The sequence below is a fragment of the Oricola indica genome (genome assembly GCF_019966595.1).
Classification (GTDB): domain Bacteria; phylum Pseudomonadota; class Alphaproteobacteria; order Rhizobiales; family Rhizobiaceae; genus Oricola; species Oricola indica.
The window spans coordinates 61,099-77,276 of sequence record NZ_JAINFJ010000013.1; the positions used below are offsets into that span (position 1 = coordinate 61,099).

A 16,178-nucleotide genomic window follows, 5' to 3' on the forward strand; every position below is an offset into this window, starting at 1 on the left:
GTAATCGATGCAGGGTTTGGACAGGGTTTGGTGATGCTGGAATTTGTGACGGGCTTGTTTTCGACAAACGGCTTCATCCTCGGAACTCTCGTTCCGTTTCTCTTCGTTCTTCTGATCGTCGTTTTCGTCCACGAACTGGGCCATTATCTCGTTGGCCGCTGGTGCGGCATCGGAGCCAAGGTTTTCTCGGTCGGTTTCGGTCCGGAACTGGTCGGATTCAACGACCGGCGCGGAACGCGGTGGCGCCTTTCCTGGATACCGCTTGGCGGCTACGTGAAATTCGTCGGCGACATGAATGCGGCATCCGTCCCGGAAGGGCATGACGACTCGCTGACGCCGGAAGAAGAGGCGCAGGCATTCCAGAACAAGTCGGTCGGCCGCCGCGCCGCGACGGTATTTGCCGGACCTTTCGCGAATTTCGTCTTCGCGGTCGTCATCTTCACCACGATATTCTCCGTCTATGGCCGCGGCGTCGCGGACCCAGTGGTTTCGGAAGTTCGGCCCGACAGCGTTGCCGAACAGGTCGGCATCATGCCGGGCGACAAATTCGTCAGCGTGGACGGCATTGCGGTGAAGCAGTTCTCCGATGTCCAGCGCTACGTCGCCGTGCGCTGGGGCGAGCCCATCGAAATGGTCATGGAGCGCGACGGCGAATTGCTGACCTTCGAAGTCACGCCGGAGCGTCTCGAGATCGAGGACCGGTTCGGTAACAAGATGGAGCAGGGCATCATCGGTGTCCTCAATGATCGGCAGACCGGCGGGCACCGTATCGAGCGTTATGGAGTCGGCGAATCGTTCGTCATGGCGGTCAAGGAGACCGCCTTCGTGATCCAGCGCACGGGCGGCTATATCGCGGGTATATTTTCCGGACGCGAAAAGCCGGACCAGATCGGCGGGCCCATTCGTGTCGCACAGATGTCCGGACAGGTCGCGACGCTCGGATTCGTCGCTCTGTTCAATCTGGCGGCAATCCTTTCCATTTCGATCGGATTGTTGAATTTATTGCCGGTGCCTGTTCTGGACGGCGGACATCTCGTATTCTACTTTTTCGAGGCGCTGCGGGGGCGTCCAGTGCCAGAACGGACGCAGGAGTACGGTTACCGAATCGGTTTCGGTTTGATACTGGGACTGATGGTGTTTGCGACCTGGAATGATGTTTCGTCGCTGTTGGGAGGAAGCTAGTTCGGATTTTATGCGAATTGTTTACCATCGCAGAAGATCTCGCGTGACGATTTTGCCACGCAGGTCAGGTTCGTAAACGCATTTTAACGCAAACCCTTGCGTGTGAAATCAAAGCCTGTAATACGGTGAATTCAATGATTTATGTTTGTGCTACCCGATCTGGGGACGGACGCGGGAAGAGGGGAAAGAACCCAATGAAGACAGCACCACGGATGTTAAGCGCCGTTTCGGCGATTGCTCTGGCGCTGACGCCCGCAGTTGGCGGCGGAATTGCACTCACTCTTGGTTCGGTCTCTGCTGCCGAAGCGGCTGTAGCCCGCGCGATCTCTGTTCGCGGAAATCAGCGCGTCGCAAACGGCACCGTAGCGGACCTGATCGGCTTCCGGGCCGGCGCGAACTACTCTGCGGCCGATATCGATGACGCCGTGAAGAAGCTCTTCGCAACCGGCCTGTTTTCCGATGTGGATGTTTCGGTCTCCGGCGGCACGCTGGTCGTCGTTGTCTCTGAACTCTCCATCGTCAATCAGGTTATCTTCCGCGGCAACCGCAAGCAGAAGGACGATCGTCTGCGTGGCGTCGTCAGGCTTGCGCCGCGCGGGACCTTCGATCAGGCGACGCTCGACGCGGACGTGGAAGCGATTCGTGGCGCCTATGGCGCAATCGGCCGTAACGATGTGAGCGTCTATCCGGAAGTCGTCGACCTCGGCGACAACCGCGTCAATGTCGTCTTCCAGATCGACGAGGGCGGCCGCACGAAGATCACGCAGATCAATATTATCGGCAACAACGCGTTCAGCGACCGTCGTCTGCAGGGCGTGATTTCGACCAAGAAAAGCAATCCGCTTTCATGGCTGACCCGCTCCGACATCTACGACGACCAGCGTCTGGCCGCGGATGAAGAGCAGCTTCGCCGCTTCTACTTCAATCGCGGCTATGCGGATTTCCGTATCCTGTCGTCGTCGGGCGATATCGATCCGAATACCGGAAATGTCGTCGTCACGATCGAGGTTGATGAAGGCGAGCGCTACAAATTCGGCATGGTCGATATCGACAGCACCGTGAGCGGTGTCGGGTCGGAGGAACTCCGCTCGACGGTTTCGACTCGCGATGGCGCGATCTACAGCGCGGAAGACGTGGAAGACACGCTGATCGCGATGTCGGAGCGGCTTGCCACCGAAGGCTTCCCATTCGCAGAAGTGACGCCGGTCGGAAACCGCAATTTCGAGACCCGCACCATTGATGTCTCCTACGTGATCGACCAGGGCCAGCGCGCCTTTGTCGAGCGTATCGAGATCATGGGCAATGCGCGTACCCGCGACTATGTCATCCGCCGCGAGTTCGATCTCGCTGAGGGCGATGCGTTCAACCAGACTCTGCTTCGCCGCGCGCAGCGTCGACTCGAAAGGCTCGATTATTTCGAGCGGGTCGATATTACGACGCGTCCTGGATCGGCTCCCGATCGGGTTATTATCGTCGTCAATGCTGTCGACAAATCGACCGGTGAATTCGGTATCGGCGCAGGCTACACAACGGCTGGCGCAGGGTCTTCGGGTGGTGTCTCGGTCGAAGCGAGCGTTGTCGAGCGCAACTTCCTTGGCCGCGGACAAACGATTCGCATCAGCGCCGGCGGCGGTGTGGATAACCGGACCTACAACATCTCGTTCACCGAGCCGTATTTCCTCGGTTACCGGCTTGCGCTGACCGGTGCGGCTTATCGCAAGACGAAAGACTATACCGGTTACGACCTCGCATCGACAGGCGGAAGCATCAGCTTCGGGTTGCCGATCACGCATGATCTGAGCGCGAATATCGGCTACAAGTTCCAGCAGGACGAGTATTCGAATGTCACGGGCTCGATCTCGGATGTGTACGGGGTTGACGTCACTGAAGGTGGCACCTGGACTGAATCGGCGGTGTTCTACGGTCTGACCTACAACACAGTCGATAGCCCGCAGGATCCGCATGAAGGTTTGTATCTTCGTTTCGGACAGGAATTCGCGGGCGTTGGCGGCGATGCCCGCCATGTGAAATCGACGGTCTCCGGCGCGTATTACAAGACCTTGTCGGACGAGGCTGATCTGGTCGGCATGCTCAAGTTTGGCGCCGGCAATATCACCGGAATCGGGCAGGACGTGCGTTCAATCGACCACTTCCAGCTCGGCGCGAAGCATATTCGCGGCTTCGCGACAAACGGCATCGGTCCGACCGATGCTGCGGGTGACCATGTTGGCGGCAAGACCTATTTCAATGCCACTGCGGAAGCACAGTTCCCGCTGCCGGCCTTCCCGAGGGATCTCGGCCTGAAGGGTTCGGTCTTTGCGGACGCTGCGACATTGTACGGGCACGACGACACCACGAATGCGATGAACACCGCCATGGAATGGCGCGCATCTGCGGGTATCGGCCTTATATGGGACTCTCCGTTCGCGCCATTGCGGTTCGACTATGCCTGGCCGCTCATGAAAGAGCCGACGGACAAGGTGCAGAATTTCAACTTCTCCATCTCGACCGCATTCTGATAGAACGGCCCGGCAAGAAGCCGGGCCTTTTTTCTCGTGCTTGAATCACAGCCCAATTTCCATAAGCCCATTGCGGAACTGAGCGTCGCCGCCGTCGCGGAACTGTGCGGCGGACGTGTAGCAGATGGTTTGAACGGATCGACCCGGATTTCCGGTCTGTCGTCGCTGGATGATCCGCGCAACGGCTCTCTCGTTTTCGTACAGTCATCGACAAGCGCCGAGAAACTCGCGGCGCTCTCGAAAGTCGCTGCCATACTGTGCAACGAGAAGGGACTTGCCGCTCTTCCCGGTGGTCCCGCCAAGATAGTCGTATCGTCACCGCATGCGGCATTCGCCGCGATCGGCTGCCATCTGTTCCCTGACAGTCTCGGGCCGGGCCGGGCGAATGCGAGCGACGGGTTTACGACGGACTATCCCGATGCACATGTTTCCCGGCTCGCGCAAATCGAGGACGGTGTCGTCATCGGTGCCGGCGCGGTCATCGGCGATCATGTCGCTATTGGCCGCAACACGATCATCGGTTCGAACGCGGTCATAGCCGATCATTGCCAGATCGGCCGCGAATGCCGGATCGGTCCGCTTGCGGATATCCAGTATGCGTTGATCGGAAACGGCGTGATCCTTCACGGCGGGGCGCGTATCGGACAGGACGGCTTCGGCTATGTCCCGGGTCCGGAAGGTCTCCAGAAGGTGCCGCAGCTCGGTCGCGTCATCCTCCAGGACCGTGTAGAGATTGGCGCCAACGCGACGGTCGATCGTGGCGCGCTTGACGATACGGTGATTGGCGAAGGCACAAAAATAGACAATCTTGTCCAGATCGCGCACAACGTCAGGATCGGACGGCATTGTGCGATCGCGGCCCATACCGGCCTTTCGGGAAGCGTCGTCATCGGCGATGGATGCCTTCTTGGAGGTGCCGTCGGGATCGCCGATCACGTGACGATTGGTTCCGGTGTGCAGATTGCTGCGTCGTCCGGCGTGATGCATGATATTCCCGATGGCGAACGCTGGGCCGGCACTCCGGCGCGTCCTTACAAGGAGTTTTTTCGCCAGTCTGCGGCGTTGCGTAAACTTGCGGCCGCCGATAAGAAGCCGAAAAACAAGAAACAGCAGGACAGTTGATGACCGAATCCGAAGGACAGGCCGCGATCCTGGAGGCAGCCGATATTCAGGAGATCATGCAGCTGTTGCCGCATCGCTACCCGTTTTTGCTGATCGACAAGATCGTCGATATCGACGGCGAGCAGTCGGCGGTGGGCATCAAGAACGTCACGGCGAGCGAGCCGCACTTTCAGGGCCATTTTCCGAATCTGCCGATCATGCCGGGTGTTCTCATGATCGAGGGCATGGCGCAAACCGCCGCCGCAATCGGCGTTCGCGCGCGCAAGTCCGAGAAATCGGCGCTCGTGTTCTTCATGACGATCGACAATGCGAAATTTCGCCGACCGGTCGTTCCGGGGGACGTGCTGGAGTACCATGTGTCCCTGATGAAGAAGCGGGGCACGGTGTGCCGTTACGCGTGCGTGGCCAAGGTCGGCGGTGAAAAGGTCGCTGAAGCCGAACTGACCGCGAAACTGTCCTTCGATTACGGAGAGGACTGATCGTGGAAATGAGCCAGTCTCCTTCGATTCACCCGACGGCGATTGTCGAACCAGGCGCCGAACTTGGTTCCGGCGTCCGCATCGGACCGTTCTGTCATATCGGACCGCTTGCCGTTATCGGCGACAACGTGGAACTGATGAGCCATGTCGTCGTGATGGGCGATACGACGATTGGAGAAAACTGCCGCGTCTTTCCGCATGCCATTCTCGGCGCGGAGCCGCAGAATACGGCCTACAAGGGCGAGCGCACAAAGCTGGTGATCGGGCGTAATGCGACGATCCGCGAAGGCGTCACCATGCACACCGGGACTGGGTCTTCGCGGGGCATCACGACCGTTGGCGACAACTGTATGTTCCTAGCCTATTCGCATATCGCCCATGATTGCGTGCTGGGTGACAATGTCACCTTTGCAAACAATGTGATGATCGGCGGCCACGCGGTCATCGGAGACCGTGTCATCATCGGTGGTGGTGCGGGCGTTCACCAGTTTTGCCGCGTTGGACACCATTCCTTTATCGGTGGTCTCGCCGCGGTTACGAAGGATGTCATTCCCTATGCCCTGGTCATGGGCAATCGTGCGTTCCTGGCCGGTCCGAACCTTGTCGGATTGAAGCGCTCCGGTATGGACAGGTCTGAGATCAATGTCTTGCGCCGCGCCTACAAGAGCCTGTTTGCATACGAACTGGGTTCGATGCGCGAAAACGCGGCCCGATTGCTCGAAGAGCACAAGGACCTCGACTCGGTACGCGATATTGCGGAGTTCATTCTGGCGCCTGGCAATCACAAATACATGACGCCGTTGAGTGACTTTCGGGCGCGCATGGCCGACGGCGAGTGACCGATGCCAGCCGTCGCCTCCGCCAGTGACGGACGTGTCGTTATCATCGCCGGCGGCGGAAACATTCCTCTCTTCGTTGCCGAAACGCTCGCCGAGCAGGGCCGCAACCCCTTCATCGTTGCGCTCGAGGGAGAGGCCGATCCCGCCGTCTCTCGTTTCGAGCACGAATACATTCATACGTCCCACATAGGGGTGCTGCTCTCGATACTGGAGCGGGTCCGGCCGGCGGATGTGGTCATGGTGGGCAGCGCGAAACAGCGTCCAAGCCTCTGGCGCATAAGGCCGGACTGGACGACGTTCCGGCTGGCTGCGAAATTCCTTCCCAAGCTCAAATCCGGTGACGATTCTCTGTTGCGCGGCGTCGTCGAGATGATCGAAGAGGCCGGATTTCGCGTGCGGGGCGTACACGAGCTCGTTCCCGAGTTGCTCGCCTCCGAAGGCCATATCGCCGGCCCGGCTCCGACAGCGGCAGACGGGGAGAGCATCGCGACCGCGGTCAATGGAGCACTTGCTCTCGGCCGGCTTGACGCCGGTCAGGCTTGTGTTGCGATCGGCCGTCGCATCGTCGCACTCGAAGGGGCAGAGGGAACCGACCAGATGCTCTTGCGCGTCGCCGAGTTGCGAAAGGAAGGGCGTATCCCGGATCGCCGGGGTGGCGTCCTCGTCAAACTGGCAAAACCCGGCCAGGAAATCCGTGCCGACCTGCCCACGATAGGGCGCGTTACGGTGCAGAACGCCCACGCCGCGAAGCTGAAGGGCATTTGCGTGCATGCCGGTCGCGCCCTCATTTCCGATCATGACGCGACCTGTGCGAAGGCGGAGGAGCTCGGCATTTTCCTGCACGGGATCCACCCGGAAACCACTGCCGGAGGAACCGGGCGCCAATGACGGTCAGTGATACATTGGTACTCGGTATCGTCGCCGGAGAACAATCCGGCGAGAATCTTGCCATTGATCTTCTGGACTCGATCAAGACCCGGTCCGGACGCAACATCTCGCTCGTCGGTGTCGGCGGCGACCGGCTTCGGGAGAGGGGGCTCGACAGCGTGTTCGATGCGTCGGAGATCGCCATAACAGGCGTTTCCGGAGTGCTCGCCAGTCTGCCGCGCCTGTTTCTGCGCATTCGACAGACGGCGGATGCCCTGATCGCGGCGCGGCCAGACGCGATCGTGCTGATCGATAGTCCGGATTTTTCTCACCGGGTGGCACGACGCGTGAAACGCGCCCTTCCGGATACGCCGATCGTGAAGTATGTCGCGCCGTCCGTTTGGGCCTGGCGGCCGGACCGTGCGCGCAAGATGGCCGGACATATTGACCACGTCCTTGCGATCCTTCCATTCGAGCCCGAGGTCATGCAACGCCTGGGCGGACCGCCAACGCACTATGTCGGGCATCCTCTGGCATCCGACACTGAACTGGCGGATATCTGGACCAAGCGGGAGAGCCGTTCCCAACCGAACGGGAACGAGGCATTCGATCTGCTTCTCCTTCCCGGGTCGCGGGTCGGCGAGGTCAAGTCACTGATCGGCGATTTCGGGGCTGCCGTAGCGGAATTGAACCGGCGCGGACGAACGTTCCGCATCCTCATGCCGACCCTGCCGAAACTTGTCGGGTTCCTGGAAAGCGAGACTGCAAACTGGCCGGTCAAGCCGACGATCACCGTGGAGCATTCTCAAAAGTTGGATGCCTTTCGGCGCGCGGACGCGGCGCTGGCGGCGTCCGGGACCGTGATCCTCGAACTCGCGCTCGCCGGGGTGCCCGCGATCAGTTGCTATCGAACGGACGCCTTCATGAAGCCGTTCCTGCCGATGATTAAGATCTGGACCGCGGCGCTCCCGAATCTCATATGCGACCGACCGGTCGTTCCGGAGTTCCTGGACACGACGATCAGGCCCGGCATGCTTGCGCGCTGGATCGAGGAGTTGGTCGCGCCGGAAAGCCTTGCCGCGAAGCGCCAGCTCGACGCATTTCGGGATATGCGGGAACTGATGGCGACACCCGAACGTCCGGGCATTTCGGCTGCCGGCGTCGTGCTGGCGGAACTAAAGAGCAAGTCCCCGTCGCAGCAATAGAAAAGGCCGGCCATCCTTTCGGAAAGCCGGCCCAAAACGTCATGCAAGAATGCGTCAGCTGCGCTTGTTCATCGGCACGTAATCGCGTTTCGGCGCGCCGGTGTAGAGCTGGCGGGGCCGTCCGATGCGCTGGTTCGGATCCTCGATCATTTCCTTCCACTGGGCGATCCAGCCAACCGTGCGGGCGACGGAGAACAGCACCGTGAACATGTTGGTCGGGAAGCCGAGCGCACGCAGCGTGATGCCCGAATAGAAGTCGATATTCGGATACAGCTTCTTCTCGACGAAATAATCGTCGTGAAGCGCGATCTTTTCCAGTTCCATGGCGACTTCCAGCATCGGGTCGTCCTTGATGCCGAGTTCGCCAAGGACCTCATGCGTGGTCTTCTGCATGATCTTCGCGCGCGGGTCGTAGTTCTTGTAGACCCGGTGACCGAAGCCCATCAGGCGGAACGGATCGTTCTTGTCCTTCGCGCGCTCGATATATTCCGGTATACGGTCGACGCTGCCGATCTCGGCCAGCATGTTGAGCGCGGCTTCGTTGGCGCCGCCATGCGCCGGACCCCACAGGCAGGCGATGCCGGCCGCGATGCAGGCGAACGGATTTGCGCCGGAGGAGCCGGCAAGCCGCACGGTGGAGGTAGAGGCGTTCTGCTCGTGATCGGCATGCAGGATGAAGATACGGTCCATGGCGCGGGCCAGAACCGGATTCACCTCATATTCCTCGCAGGGGACCGCGAAACACATGCGCAGGAAGTTCGATGCGTAGTCGAGGTCATTCTGCGGATAAACGAAAGGCTGGCCGATGTGATATTTATAGGCCATGGCCGCGATCGTCGGCATCTTCGCGATCATGCGCATAGAGGCGACCATGCGCTGATGCGGATCGGAGATATCGGTCGAGTCGTGATAGAAGGCCGAAAGAGCGCCGACAGTGCCGCACATGACGGCCATCGGGTGTGCGTCGCGACGGAAGCCGGTGAAGAACCGGTTCATCTGCTCATGCACCATGGTGTGGCGCGTCACGCGGTAGTCGAAATCGGACTTCTGGGTCTTCGTCGGCAATTCGCCATAGAGCAGCAGGTAGCAGACTTCCAGGAAGTCGCCGTGCTCGGCCAGTTGCTCGATCGGATAGCCGCGATGAAGCAATGTGCCCTCATCGCCGTCGATGAAGGTGATTTCCGAATCGCAAGACGCGGTGGAGGTGAAACCCGGGTCGTAGGTAAACGCGCCGGTTTCCTTGTAGAGGCTGGATATGTCGATGACGTCCGGCCCGATAGAACCTTTGCGTACGGAGAAGTCATGCTCCTTACCCGAGAATGACAGTTTCGCAGTTTCCTCAGACATGATGTCTCCTTCTCAAACAAAACTTTTCACGGAAAAGACGTGAATTATTGCAATGCAGCATATTCCTGTATGAATGGTCCCGCGCTGGTTGCTACCGTATCCGCGACGCGCTGCCAAGCCAGCCTAAGGGCTTAATGCTGCGATGCATTATAAGTCTCGGAGCGCCTGTGAGAAAGCCTTTTAAGACTCGCAATCACGAATGCGCGCCAGCGATTCCTCCCGACCGAGTACGGCCAGGACATCGAAAACCCCTGGCGACGTCGCGCGGCCGGTCAGCGCCGCTCTGAGAGGCTGCGCAACCTTGCCGAGCTTGAGTTCCTCTGTTTCCGCGAAGGCACGTACAGCTGCGTCCAGCGCCTCGACGGACCATTCGCCGACAGCCTCGAGTTGCGGTCGCAGGCGGCCCAGAACCTGCCGCGCCTCGTCGGACAGGATACCGGACGCCTTTTCATCGAAGTTCAAAGGACGTTCGGCGAAAAGATAGCCCGCGCTGTCGATCAGTTCGGTCAGCGTCTTGGCGCGTTCCTTGAGGCCCGGCATCGCTGCGAGCAGTTTTGCGCGCATCTCCGGGGCCGAGAGCTTTTCGCGAATGGCTTCCGTGTTCTCGAGTTCCGGCAGAAGGGCTACGATCCGTTCGACAAGATAGGCATCGTCGGCGCCGCGGATATAGAGCCCGTTGGTGGCTTCCAGTTTGGCGAAGTCGAACCGCGCCGCGCCCTTGTTGACGTCGGTAACGTCGAACCACTCGATCATCTGCTCCGTCGACATGATCTCGTCATCGCCATGGCTCCAGCCGAGACGGGAGAGGTAGTTCCTCAATGCCTCGGGCAGATAACCCATCGCCCTGTAGGCCTCGACGCCAAGCGCGCCATGGCGCTTGGAGAGCTTCGCACCGTCGGGGCCGTGGATCAGCGGGATGTGGGCCATGTTCGGGACGTCCCAACCCATCGACTGGAAAATGATCGTCTGGCGCGCCGCATTGGTCAGGTGGTCGTCGCCGCGAATGACATGCGTGACGCCCATGTCGTGATCATCCACTACGACCGCCAGCATATAGGTCGGGTTGCCGTCGGATCGCAGGATGATGAAGTCGTCCAGATCCTTGTTCGGGAAGCGCACATCGCCCTGGACCATGTCGCGCACGACCGTTTCGCCCTCGCGTGGCGCCTTGATGCGAACCACCGGCGACACGCCTTCAGGGGCCTCCGAGGGATCGCGGTCACGCCAGCGGCCGTCATAGCGGGGCGGACGGCCTTCCGCGCGGGCCTTCTCGCGCATCTCCGTCAGCTCCTCGGCGGATGCATAGCAGTGATATGCCAAGCCTTTTTCGACCAGCTCGAGCGCAACGGCGCGATGTCTGACGGCCCGTTCGTACTGGGATATGGGCTCGCCGTCCCAATCCAGTCCGAGCCAATGCAACCCGTCCAGGATCGCCTCAACCGCTGCTTGCGACGAACGTTCGCGGTCGGTATCCTCGATCCTCAGATACATTTTGCCGCCGGTGTGTCGGGCGTAGAGCCAGTTGAACAGTGCGGTGCGTGCGCCGCCAATGTGCAGGAAACCGGTCGGGGAGGGGGCGAAACGGGTGACGACCTCGCCAGTCATGCTGTGCTCCGATTGTTTTGATTAGCGGGCCGTCAAGGCGGCCGGGTGCGGAATTCGGTGCACGTCTAACACACGCCGCGCCCAGCGCAAACAAGGCCTGTGGCGCCCGGAGCGCTCATCCGCAATGACCGGGGAAGCCAGGCACGACACGCGGACCACGACCGATGAAAGGCTGTTCTTTCGCCCAGCCGGCGAAGAGGCTGGGCAAACGGTCATTCCGGTCGTCGAAGAGGCACTGCCCGACGCCGCTAAGCCGTTCCGGCGCCCACATCTGCCCCGGCTGCCTGTGCCGACCCGTCGCAGCCTGCAACGCGCATGGCGGAGCGCCACAGAGCGCGAACGAGCCGTCGGTACGCCTTTCCTGTTTCTTCCCGTCGGACTGCTCGCGGGTATCGTTTTATATTTTCGCCTTCCGGTCGAACCGCAGCCCTGGAACCTGCCGGTCGGGCTCGTAACACTCGCGCTTATTTTGTTTGCACTGAGAGGCCAGACCGGGCCGGTGCGCATGGTGGCGGTGTTCGGCTTCGTCATCGTCGCCGGAATGTCACTGGCACAGGCGCAAACATGGTGGACGGCGACCCCGATGCTTGGCTCGGATGTCTCGACGCGCCTCACCGGTCGCATAACGGCGATGGAGGAGCGCGCGAACGGGCGGACCCGGTTCACGATCGACGTGCTCAAAACCGAGCGGCCGGCCCTCTATTATGCGCCGGATCGCGTTCGTGTGACCGCACCGGGATCGGCCGAGGGTTTCGAGGTGGGAGGCGGGATAAAAGGGCTCGTCCGACTGACGTCGCCTTCCGGCCCATTCCATCCCGGAGGCTACGATTTCGGTTTCCATGCCTTTTACGACGGCCTCGGCGCCAACGGCTTCTTTCTCGGTCATCCTGATCCGATTGAAATACCGGCGCAATCATGGGGCATGAAAAGCCTCGCAACGGCTGTCGAGCGTGCGCGCCTTGCAATCAGCCGGGAGATCCAGCGATCCGCACCGGGACGGGAAGGCGCCGTCGCCGCGGCTCTTGTGACGGGAAACAAGTCCGGCATTCCGGAAAGCGTGACCGAAGCGCTCCGCGTCTCCGGGCTGGCCCACATCCTGTCGATTTCCGGCCTCCACATGGCGCTTGTCGCCGCAACGGTGATGGCGACGTTGCGGCTGGGGTTCGCCTTCGCTCCCGAGTGGTCGGCACGCCGCCCCGTGAAAAAATATGCGGCAGCCGGTGCGCTTGCCGCTACGGGGTTCTACCTGTTCCTCGCAGGCGCCGGCGTGGCCACCCAACGGTCTTTCGCCATGCTCGCCATCATGCTGTTGGCGCTGACATTCGACCGGAACGCCGTGACCATGCGCAATCTGGCACTGGCGGGCCTGCTTGTCATGGCGATCGCACCGCATGAGGTGACGGGTCCGGGGTTCCAGATGTCGTTTGCCGCAACCGCAGCGCTGATTGCGGTCTATGGCGGCTGGCAGGATTGGACCAACAGGCGCGAGAGGCGGCAAACGGAACGAACGGAGAGGGGACCGTTCATCGCCAGTCTTGTCACCCTGTCGCGCTATGCGTTCGGAATAGCCGTGACATCGCTGGTCGCCGGGGCGGCGACCGGACTGTTTGCATCCTATCATTTCGGGCGGGTCGCGCCCTATGGCCTCCTTGCGAATCTGGCCGCCATGCCCGTCGTGACAATCCTGGTCATGCCGCTTGCGGTCGCCGCCATGGTCTTCATGCCGTTCGGCCTGCATGTCTACCTCTTCAAGGCGATGGCATGGGCTGTGGGACTGGTAATCACCATAGCCGAACGTGTCGCGGCTATGCATCCGCCGCTTGCGACCGGACAGATGCCGTCCGCGGCGCTTGGATTGCTGTCATTGGGACTTGTGGTTCTGTGCCTCCTGACAACGCGCCTGCGATGGCTGTCGCTGCCGTTCTTCGGGGCAGGGTTCATCGTCTGGTCCGCTGCGTCGCCACCGATCGCGGTCGTGTCCGAAGATGGCCGCCAGTTTGCATTGATCGCGGCGCAGGCAGATGGCGTCCGCCTGCATACCAATCGGGAGCGTCCGAATGCATTCACGATGGAGTTGTGGCATCAGGCCTATCGGGCGGCCGATTTCGTCAAACCAGATGAGTCTACGGTCATGACATGCGGTAAATCGATCTGCAGCGCACAGGCCGGCAATGCGCGTGCGTCCGCGCGAATTGGCTATATATCCGCGGCCTTCGAAGACATGAGAACGTCCAGTACGAGCCTCGAAACGCTATGCCGTGAATACGATCTGGTGATCTTCGCCAAGGCGCCGTCGCCAAAAACCTGCGCCGACGGCACGCCCGTTCTTTCCGCGCAAACGCTGGCGTTGAATGGAACGGCTGAAATCCGTCTCGCGCCCGGTGGCCAAGTCAAGATCACGCATGCGCTTCCAGGACCCGTCAGGCCATGGCTGGATCACCGCCGCTATTCGCGTGCCGCACGCGACCTTGCCGATCGGCGATAGCGTCAGTAGCGGCGAATGAGACCGACGAGCCGACCCTGCACGCGAACGCGGTCGGGTCCGAAGATACGGGTCTCGTAGGCCGGATTCGCCGCTTCGAGCGCGATCGAGGCGCCCTTGCGGCGGAAACGTTTCAGCGTCGCTTCCTCGTCGTCTACGAGTGCCACGATTATGTCGCCCGCATTGGCGGTATCGCTCTTCTTGATGATCGCCGTATCGCCGCTGAAGATACCGGCCTCGATCATCGAATCGCCCTCGACCTCAAGCGCGTAATGCTCGCCGGCGCCGATCATGTCCGGCGGAAGCGAGATCGAGCGCGTCTGGTGTTCGATGGCGGAAATCGGCACGCCGGCCGCGATCTTGCCCATGACGGGGATCGCGATCGGGCCGTCCGCATCATTTGCCTTGACGGGTCGCGGAGCCGGCTTCGGTTCGGGCGCCGGCCTTCCAAGACTTCCCTGAATGACGCTGGGGGAAAAGCCGCGCCGTTGACCCGCGCCGGGCGTCAGGCTGTCGGGCAGCCGGATTACCTCCAGAGCACGAGCGCGATTCGGAAGCCTGCGAATGAAGCCGCGCTCTTCCAGCGCGGTGATCAGGCGGTGAATTCCCGACTTCGATGCGAGGTTCAGCGCTTCCTTCATTTCGTCGAAGGATGGCGGCACGCCGGACTCCTTCAGACGCTCATTGATGAACATCAGGAGATCGAGTTGTTTGCGTGTCAGCATCGCGCCCTCGCAGAATCAAATATAAACAAACACAGAACGGACATTATCTGTTCCATATGTGTTCTGCAAGCGTTTAACAATCGTTTAAACGCTGGGCTATTTAAGCTCCAATATTTCCACCGTGTCGCCAATGGCCGCCGAAGGCGCGTGCGGCGGTCGTATGATCAGCGCGTCGGAGCGCGCGAAGGTGCTGATCATCGAGGAATCCTGAACGGGGAAGGGGGTGACGTGGAGTTCACCTGATTCGGCGCGGTATGTCGCCGCGCGCACATAATCCTCGCGGCGGTCGTTCTCCCGCATCGGTGCATCGAGAACTGCCGGCACGCGCCGTTGCGCGAAATCCCGGCCTCCGAGTTTTTCGAGAAGCGGCCGGAGAAACAGGATGGCGCAGACCATTGCCGAGACAGGATTGCCCGGCAGACCGAGAATGCGCATGTCACCAAGCCGGCCGAACATCAGCGGCTTGCCCGGGCGCATGGCGATTCGCCAGAAGTCGAGTTCCATCCCGCGTGCGACGAAAACCTTCTGGACGAGGTCGTGATCGCCGACGGATGCGCCGCCGAGGGTCACCAGTATATCGAGCTCATCGGCGACCGCGCGGTCCAGCCTGTCGGCAAGATCCGCTTCCCGATCCGCGACGATGCCGAGATCGATGGGGTCGCCTCCGGCTTCGCGCGCAAGCGCCGCGACGCCGTATGAGTTCGATGCGATGATCTGGCCCGGACCGGGCACTGAGCCAGGCAGCAGCAATTCATCGCCGGTCGCGAGAATGCCGACGCGCGGTTTTCGGATGACAGGCAGGTCAGGGTGATTGGCCGCCGCCGCGAGGCAAAGCGCCCCGGCATCGATCATAGTTCCGGCCGGAAGCACGGATTGTCCCTGTTTGAAATCGAGGCCGGCGGCGCGAATATGGCGTCCTGCCGGTTCGCTCTGGTTCGAGCGGATACGGCCATCGGCGAGAACGGTCGCGTTTTCCTGCAACATCACCGTATCGGCTCCGCCGGGCACGACGCTTCCGGTAAAGATCCGAACGGTCTGGCCGACACCGACCTTGCCTTCAAAGGGATGACCTGCAGCCGCTTCGCCGATCAGGTCGAGATCGGCAGGTGAATTTGCGATATCGGAAGCGCGCACCGCATAGCCATCCATGGCGGAAACGGCCTGCGGCGGCTGGGTGCGACGCGCCGTGATACCGGCCGCAAGAACGCGCCCGTGGGCGTCGTTCAGCGCGACAGTCTCGCTGCCGAGCGGCGCGGCATCCGCCAGTAGCCGCTCCCGGGCTTCTCCGACCGGTATCAAGGGCCCGCTCAAGGTGCGCTCCGGGTCCATTCGCCCGACTTACCGCCAGTCTTGGAGACCAGCCGGACAGGCCCGATCTCCATGCCCTTGTCGATGGCTTTCGCCATGTCGTAGATCGTCAGGCAGGCGACGGAGACCGCCGTCAGCGCCTCCATCTCGACGCCAGTCTTGCCGGTCAGCCGGGCCAGCGCCTCGACGCGAAATCCGGGCAGGGCGGGGTCCGGTTCTATCTCGACCGAAACCTTGGACAGCATCAATGGGTGGCAAAGCGGAATGAGTTCATGCGTCTTCTTGGCCGCCATGATCCCCGCGATCCGCGCCACCGAGACGACATCGCCCTTCTTGGCGTTGCCCGAAAGAATCGCATCCAGTGTCTCGGCGGTCATGCTGACATGGCCTTCGGCGACGGCTTCGCGCACCGTGTCGTCCTTGCTGGCGACATCGACCATGTTGGCCGCACCGTCAGCGCCCAGATGGGTCAGCGAGCCGGCGTCCTTTTCGGCCATC

13 protein-coding genes are annotated in these 16,178 nt (G+C 61.2%); 8 read left to right on the top strand and 5 right to left on the bottom strand.

Annotated features, from left to right (window positions below; all coding sequences use genetic code 11):
• Positions 1-33 precede the first annotated feature (33 nt).
• From rseP to LC343_RS22005, 7 genes are all read left to right on the top strand, one after another.
• Positions 34-1,182, top strand: coding sequence for an RIP metalloprotease RseP (rseP, locus tag LC343_RS21975; RefSeq protein ID WP_223479361.1), 1,149 nt, complete (start codon positions 34-36; stop codon positions 1,180-1,182).
• Between the two features lie 194 nt (positions 1,183-1,376).
• Complete coding sequence (bamA, locus tag LC343_RS21980; protein WP_223479326.1) at positions 1,377-3,701, top strand: outer membrane protein assembly factor BamA; 2,325 nt, start codon at positions 1,377-1,379, stop codon at positions 3,699-3,701.
• 36 nt (positions 3,702-3,737) lie between these two features.
• A complete protein-coding gene (gene lpxD, locus LC343_RS21985) occupies positions 3,738-4,823 on the top strand; it encodes a UDP-3-O-(3-hydroxymyristoyl)glucosamine N-acyltransferase (protein WP_223479327.1) in 1,086 nt (361 codons plus the stop codon).
• Positions 4,823-5,302, top strand: a complete 480-nt coding sequence (gene fabZ / locus LC343_RS21990) for a 3-hydroxyacyl-ACP dehydratase FabZ (RefSeq protein WP_223479328.1) — start codon at positions 4,823-4,825, stop codon at positions 5,300-5,302. The genes lpxD and fabZ overlap by 1 nt, the downstream gene beginning before the upstream one ends.
• An 8-nt stretch (positions 5,303-5,310) precedes the next feature.
• Positions 5,311-6,141: an acyl-ACP--UDP-N-acetylglucosamine O-acyltransferase gene (lpxA, locus tag LC343_RS21995; protein WP_223479329.1), complete on the top strand. Its 831-nt coding sequence runs from the start codon at positions 5,311-5,313 to the stop codon at positions 6,139-6,141.
• A gap of 3 nt (positions 6,142-6,144) precedes the next feature.
• Positions 6,145-7,029, top strand: a complete 885-nt coding sequence (locus LC343_RS22000; RefSeq protein WP_223479330.1) for an LpxI family protein — start codon at positions 6,145-6,147, stop codon at positions 7,027-7,029.
• Positions 7,026-8,213 (top strand): lipid-A-disaccharide synthase, encoded by a 1,188-nt coding sequence (locus tag LC343_RS22005; protein WP_223479331.1) that lies wholly within the window; start codon positions 7,026-7,028, stop codon positions 8,211-8,213. The genes LC343_RS22000 and LC343_RS22005 overlap by 4 nt, the downstream gene beginning before the upstream one ends.
• Positions 8,214-8,267: 54 nt before the next feature.
• Here LC343_RS22005 and gltA read toward each other — a convergent pair whose 3' ends face one another.
• Entirely contained in the window at positions 8,268-9,560 is a 1,293-nt protein-coding gene (gene gltA, locus LC343_RS22010) for a citrate synthase (RefSeq protein WP_223479332.1), read from the bottom strand.
• Between the two features lie 180 nt (positions 9,561-9,740).
• Positions 9,741-11,165, bottom strand: a complete 1,425-nt coding sequence (gltX, locus tag LC343_RS22015; RefSeq protein ID WP_223479333.1) for a glutamate--tRNA ligase — start codon at positions 11,163-11,165, stop codon at positions 9,741-9,743.
• 124 nt (positions 11,166-11,289) lie between these two features.
• On the opposite strand from gltX, the gene LC343_RS22020 reads away from it, so the two are divergent.
• Entirely contained in the window at positions 11,290-13,650 is a 2,361-nt protein-coding gene (locus tag LC343_RS22020) for a ComEC/Rec2 family competence protein (RefSeq protein WP_223479334.1), read from the top strand.
• Positions 13,651-13,652: 2 nt separating this feature from the next.
• Here the strand turns inward: LC343_RS22020 and lexA are convergent, their stop codons facing one another.
• From lexA to moaC, 3 genes are all read right to left on the bottom strand, one after another.
• Positions 13,653-14,372, bottom strand: coding sequence for a transcriptional repressor LexA (gene lexA, locus LC343_RS22025; protein ID WP_223479335.1), 720 nt, complete (start codon positions 14,370-14,372; stop codon positions 13,653-13,655).
• A gap of 96 nt (positions 14,373-14,468) precedes the next feature.
• Complete coding sequence (locus LC343_RS22030) at positions 14,469-15,683, bottom strand: molybdopterin molybdotransferase MoeA (protein WP_223479336.1); 1,215 nt, start codon at positions 15,681-15,683, stop codon at positions 14,469-14,471.
• On the bottom strand, positions 15,680-16,177 hold the full coding sequence (moaC, locus tag LC343_RS22035; RefSeq protein ID WP_223479337.1) for a cyclic pyranopterin monophosphate synthase MoaC: 498 nt from the start codon (positions 16,175-16,177) through the stop codon (positions 15,680-15,682). Before moaC ends, LC343_RS22030 begins: the two co-directional genes overlap by 4 nt.
• Position 16,178 lies beyond the last annotated feature (1 nt).

What these genes read in the sequence shown, in the direction of transcription:
- LC343_RS22005 (WP_223479331.1), top strand. Translation starts at nt 7,026, where the DNA reads ATGACGGTCAGTGATACATTGGTACTCGGTATCGTCGCCGGAGAACAA.
- bamA (WP_223479326.1), top strand. Translation starts at nt 1,377, where the DNA reads ATGAAGACAGCACCACGGATGTTAAGCGCCGTTTCGGCGATTGCTCTG.
- rseP (WP_223479361.1), top strand. Translation starts at nt 34, where the DNA reads ATGCTGGAATTTGTGACGGGCTTGTTTTCGACAAACGGCTTCATCCTC.
- lpxA (WP_223479329.1), top strand. Translation starts at nt 5,311, where the DNA reads ATGAGCCAGTCTCCTTCGATTCACCCGACGGCGATTGTCGAACCAGGC.
- LC343_RS22020 (WP_223479334.1), top strand. Translation starts at nt 11,290, where the DNA reads ATGACCGGGGAAGCCAGGCACGACACGCGGACCACGACCGATGAAAGG.
- lexA (WP_223479335.1), bottom strand. Translation starts at nt 14,372, where the DNA reads ATGCTGACACGCAAACAACTCGATCTCCTGATGTTCATCAATGAGCGT.
- LC343_RS22000 (WP_223479330.1), top strand. Translation starts at nt 6,145, where the DNA reads ATGCCAGCCGTCGCCTCCGCCAGTGACGGACGTGTCGTTATCATCGCC.
- gltA (WP_223479332.1), bottom strand. Translation starts at nt 9,560, where the DNA reads ATGTCTGAGGAAACTGCGAAACTGTCATTCTCGGGTAAGGAGCATGAC.
- moaC (WP_223479337.1), bottom strand. Translation starts at nt 16,177, where the DNA reads ATGGCCGAAAAGGACGCCGGCTCGCTGACCCATCTGGGCGCTGACGGT.
- gltX (WP_223479333.1), bottom strand. Translation starts at nt 11,165, where the DNA reads ATGACTGGCGAGGTCGTCACCCGTTTCGCCCCCTCCCCGACCGGTTTC.
- fabZ (WP_223479328.1), top strand. Translation starts at nt 4,823, where the DNA reads ATGACCGAATCCGAAGGACAGGCCGCGATCCTGGAGGCAGCCGATATT.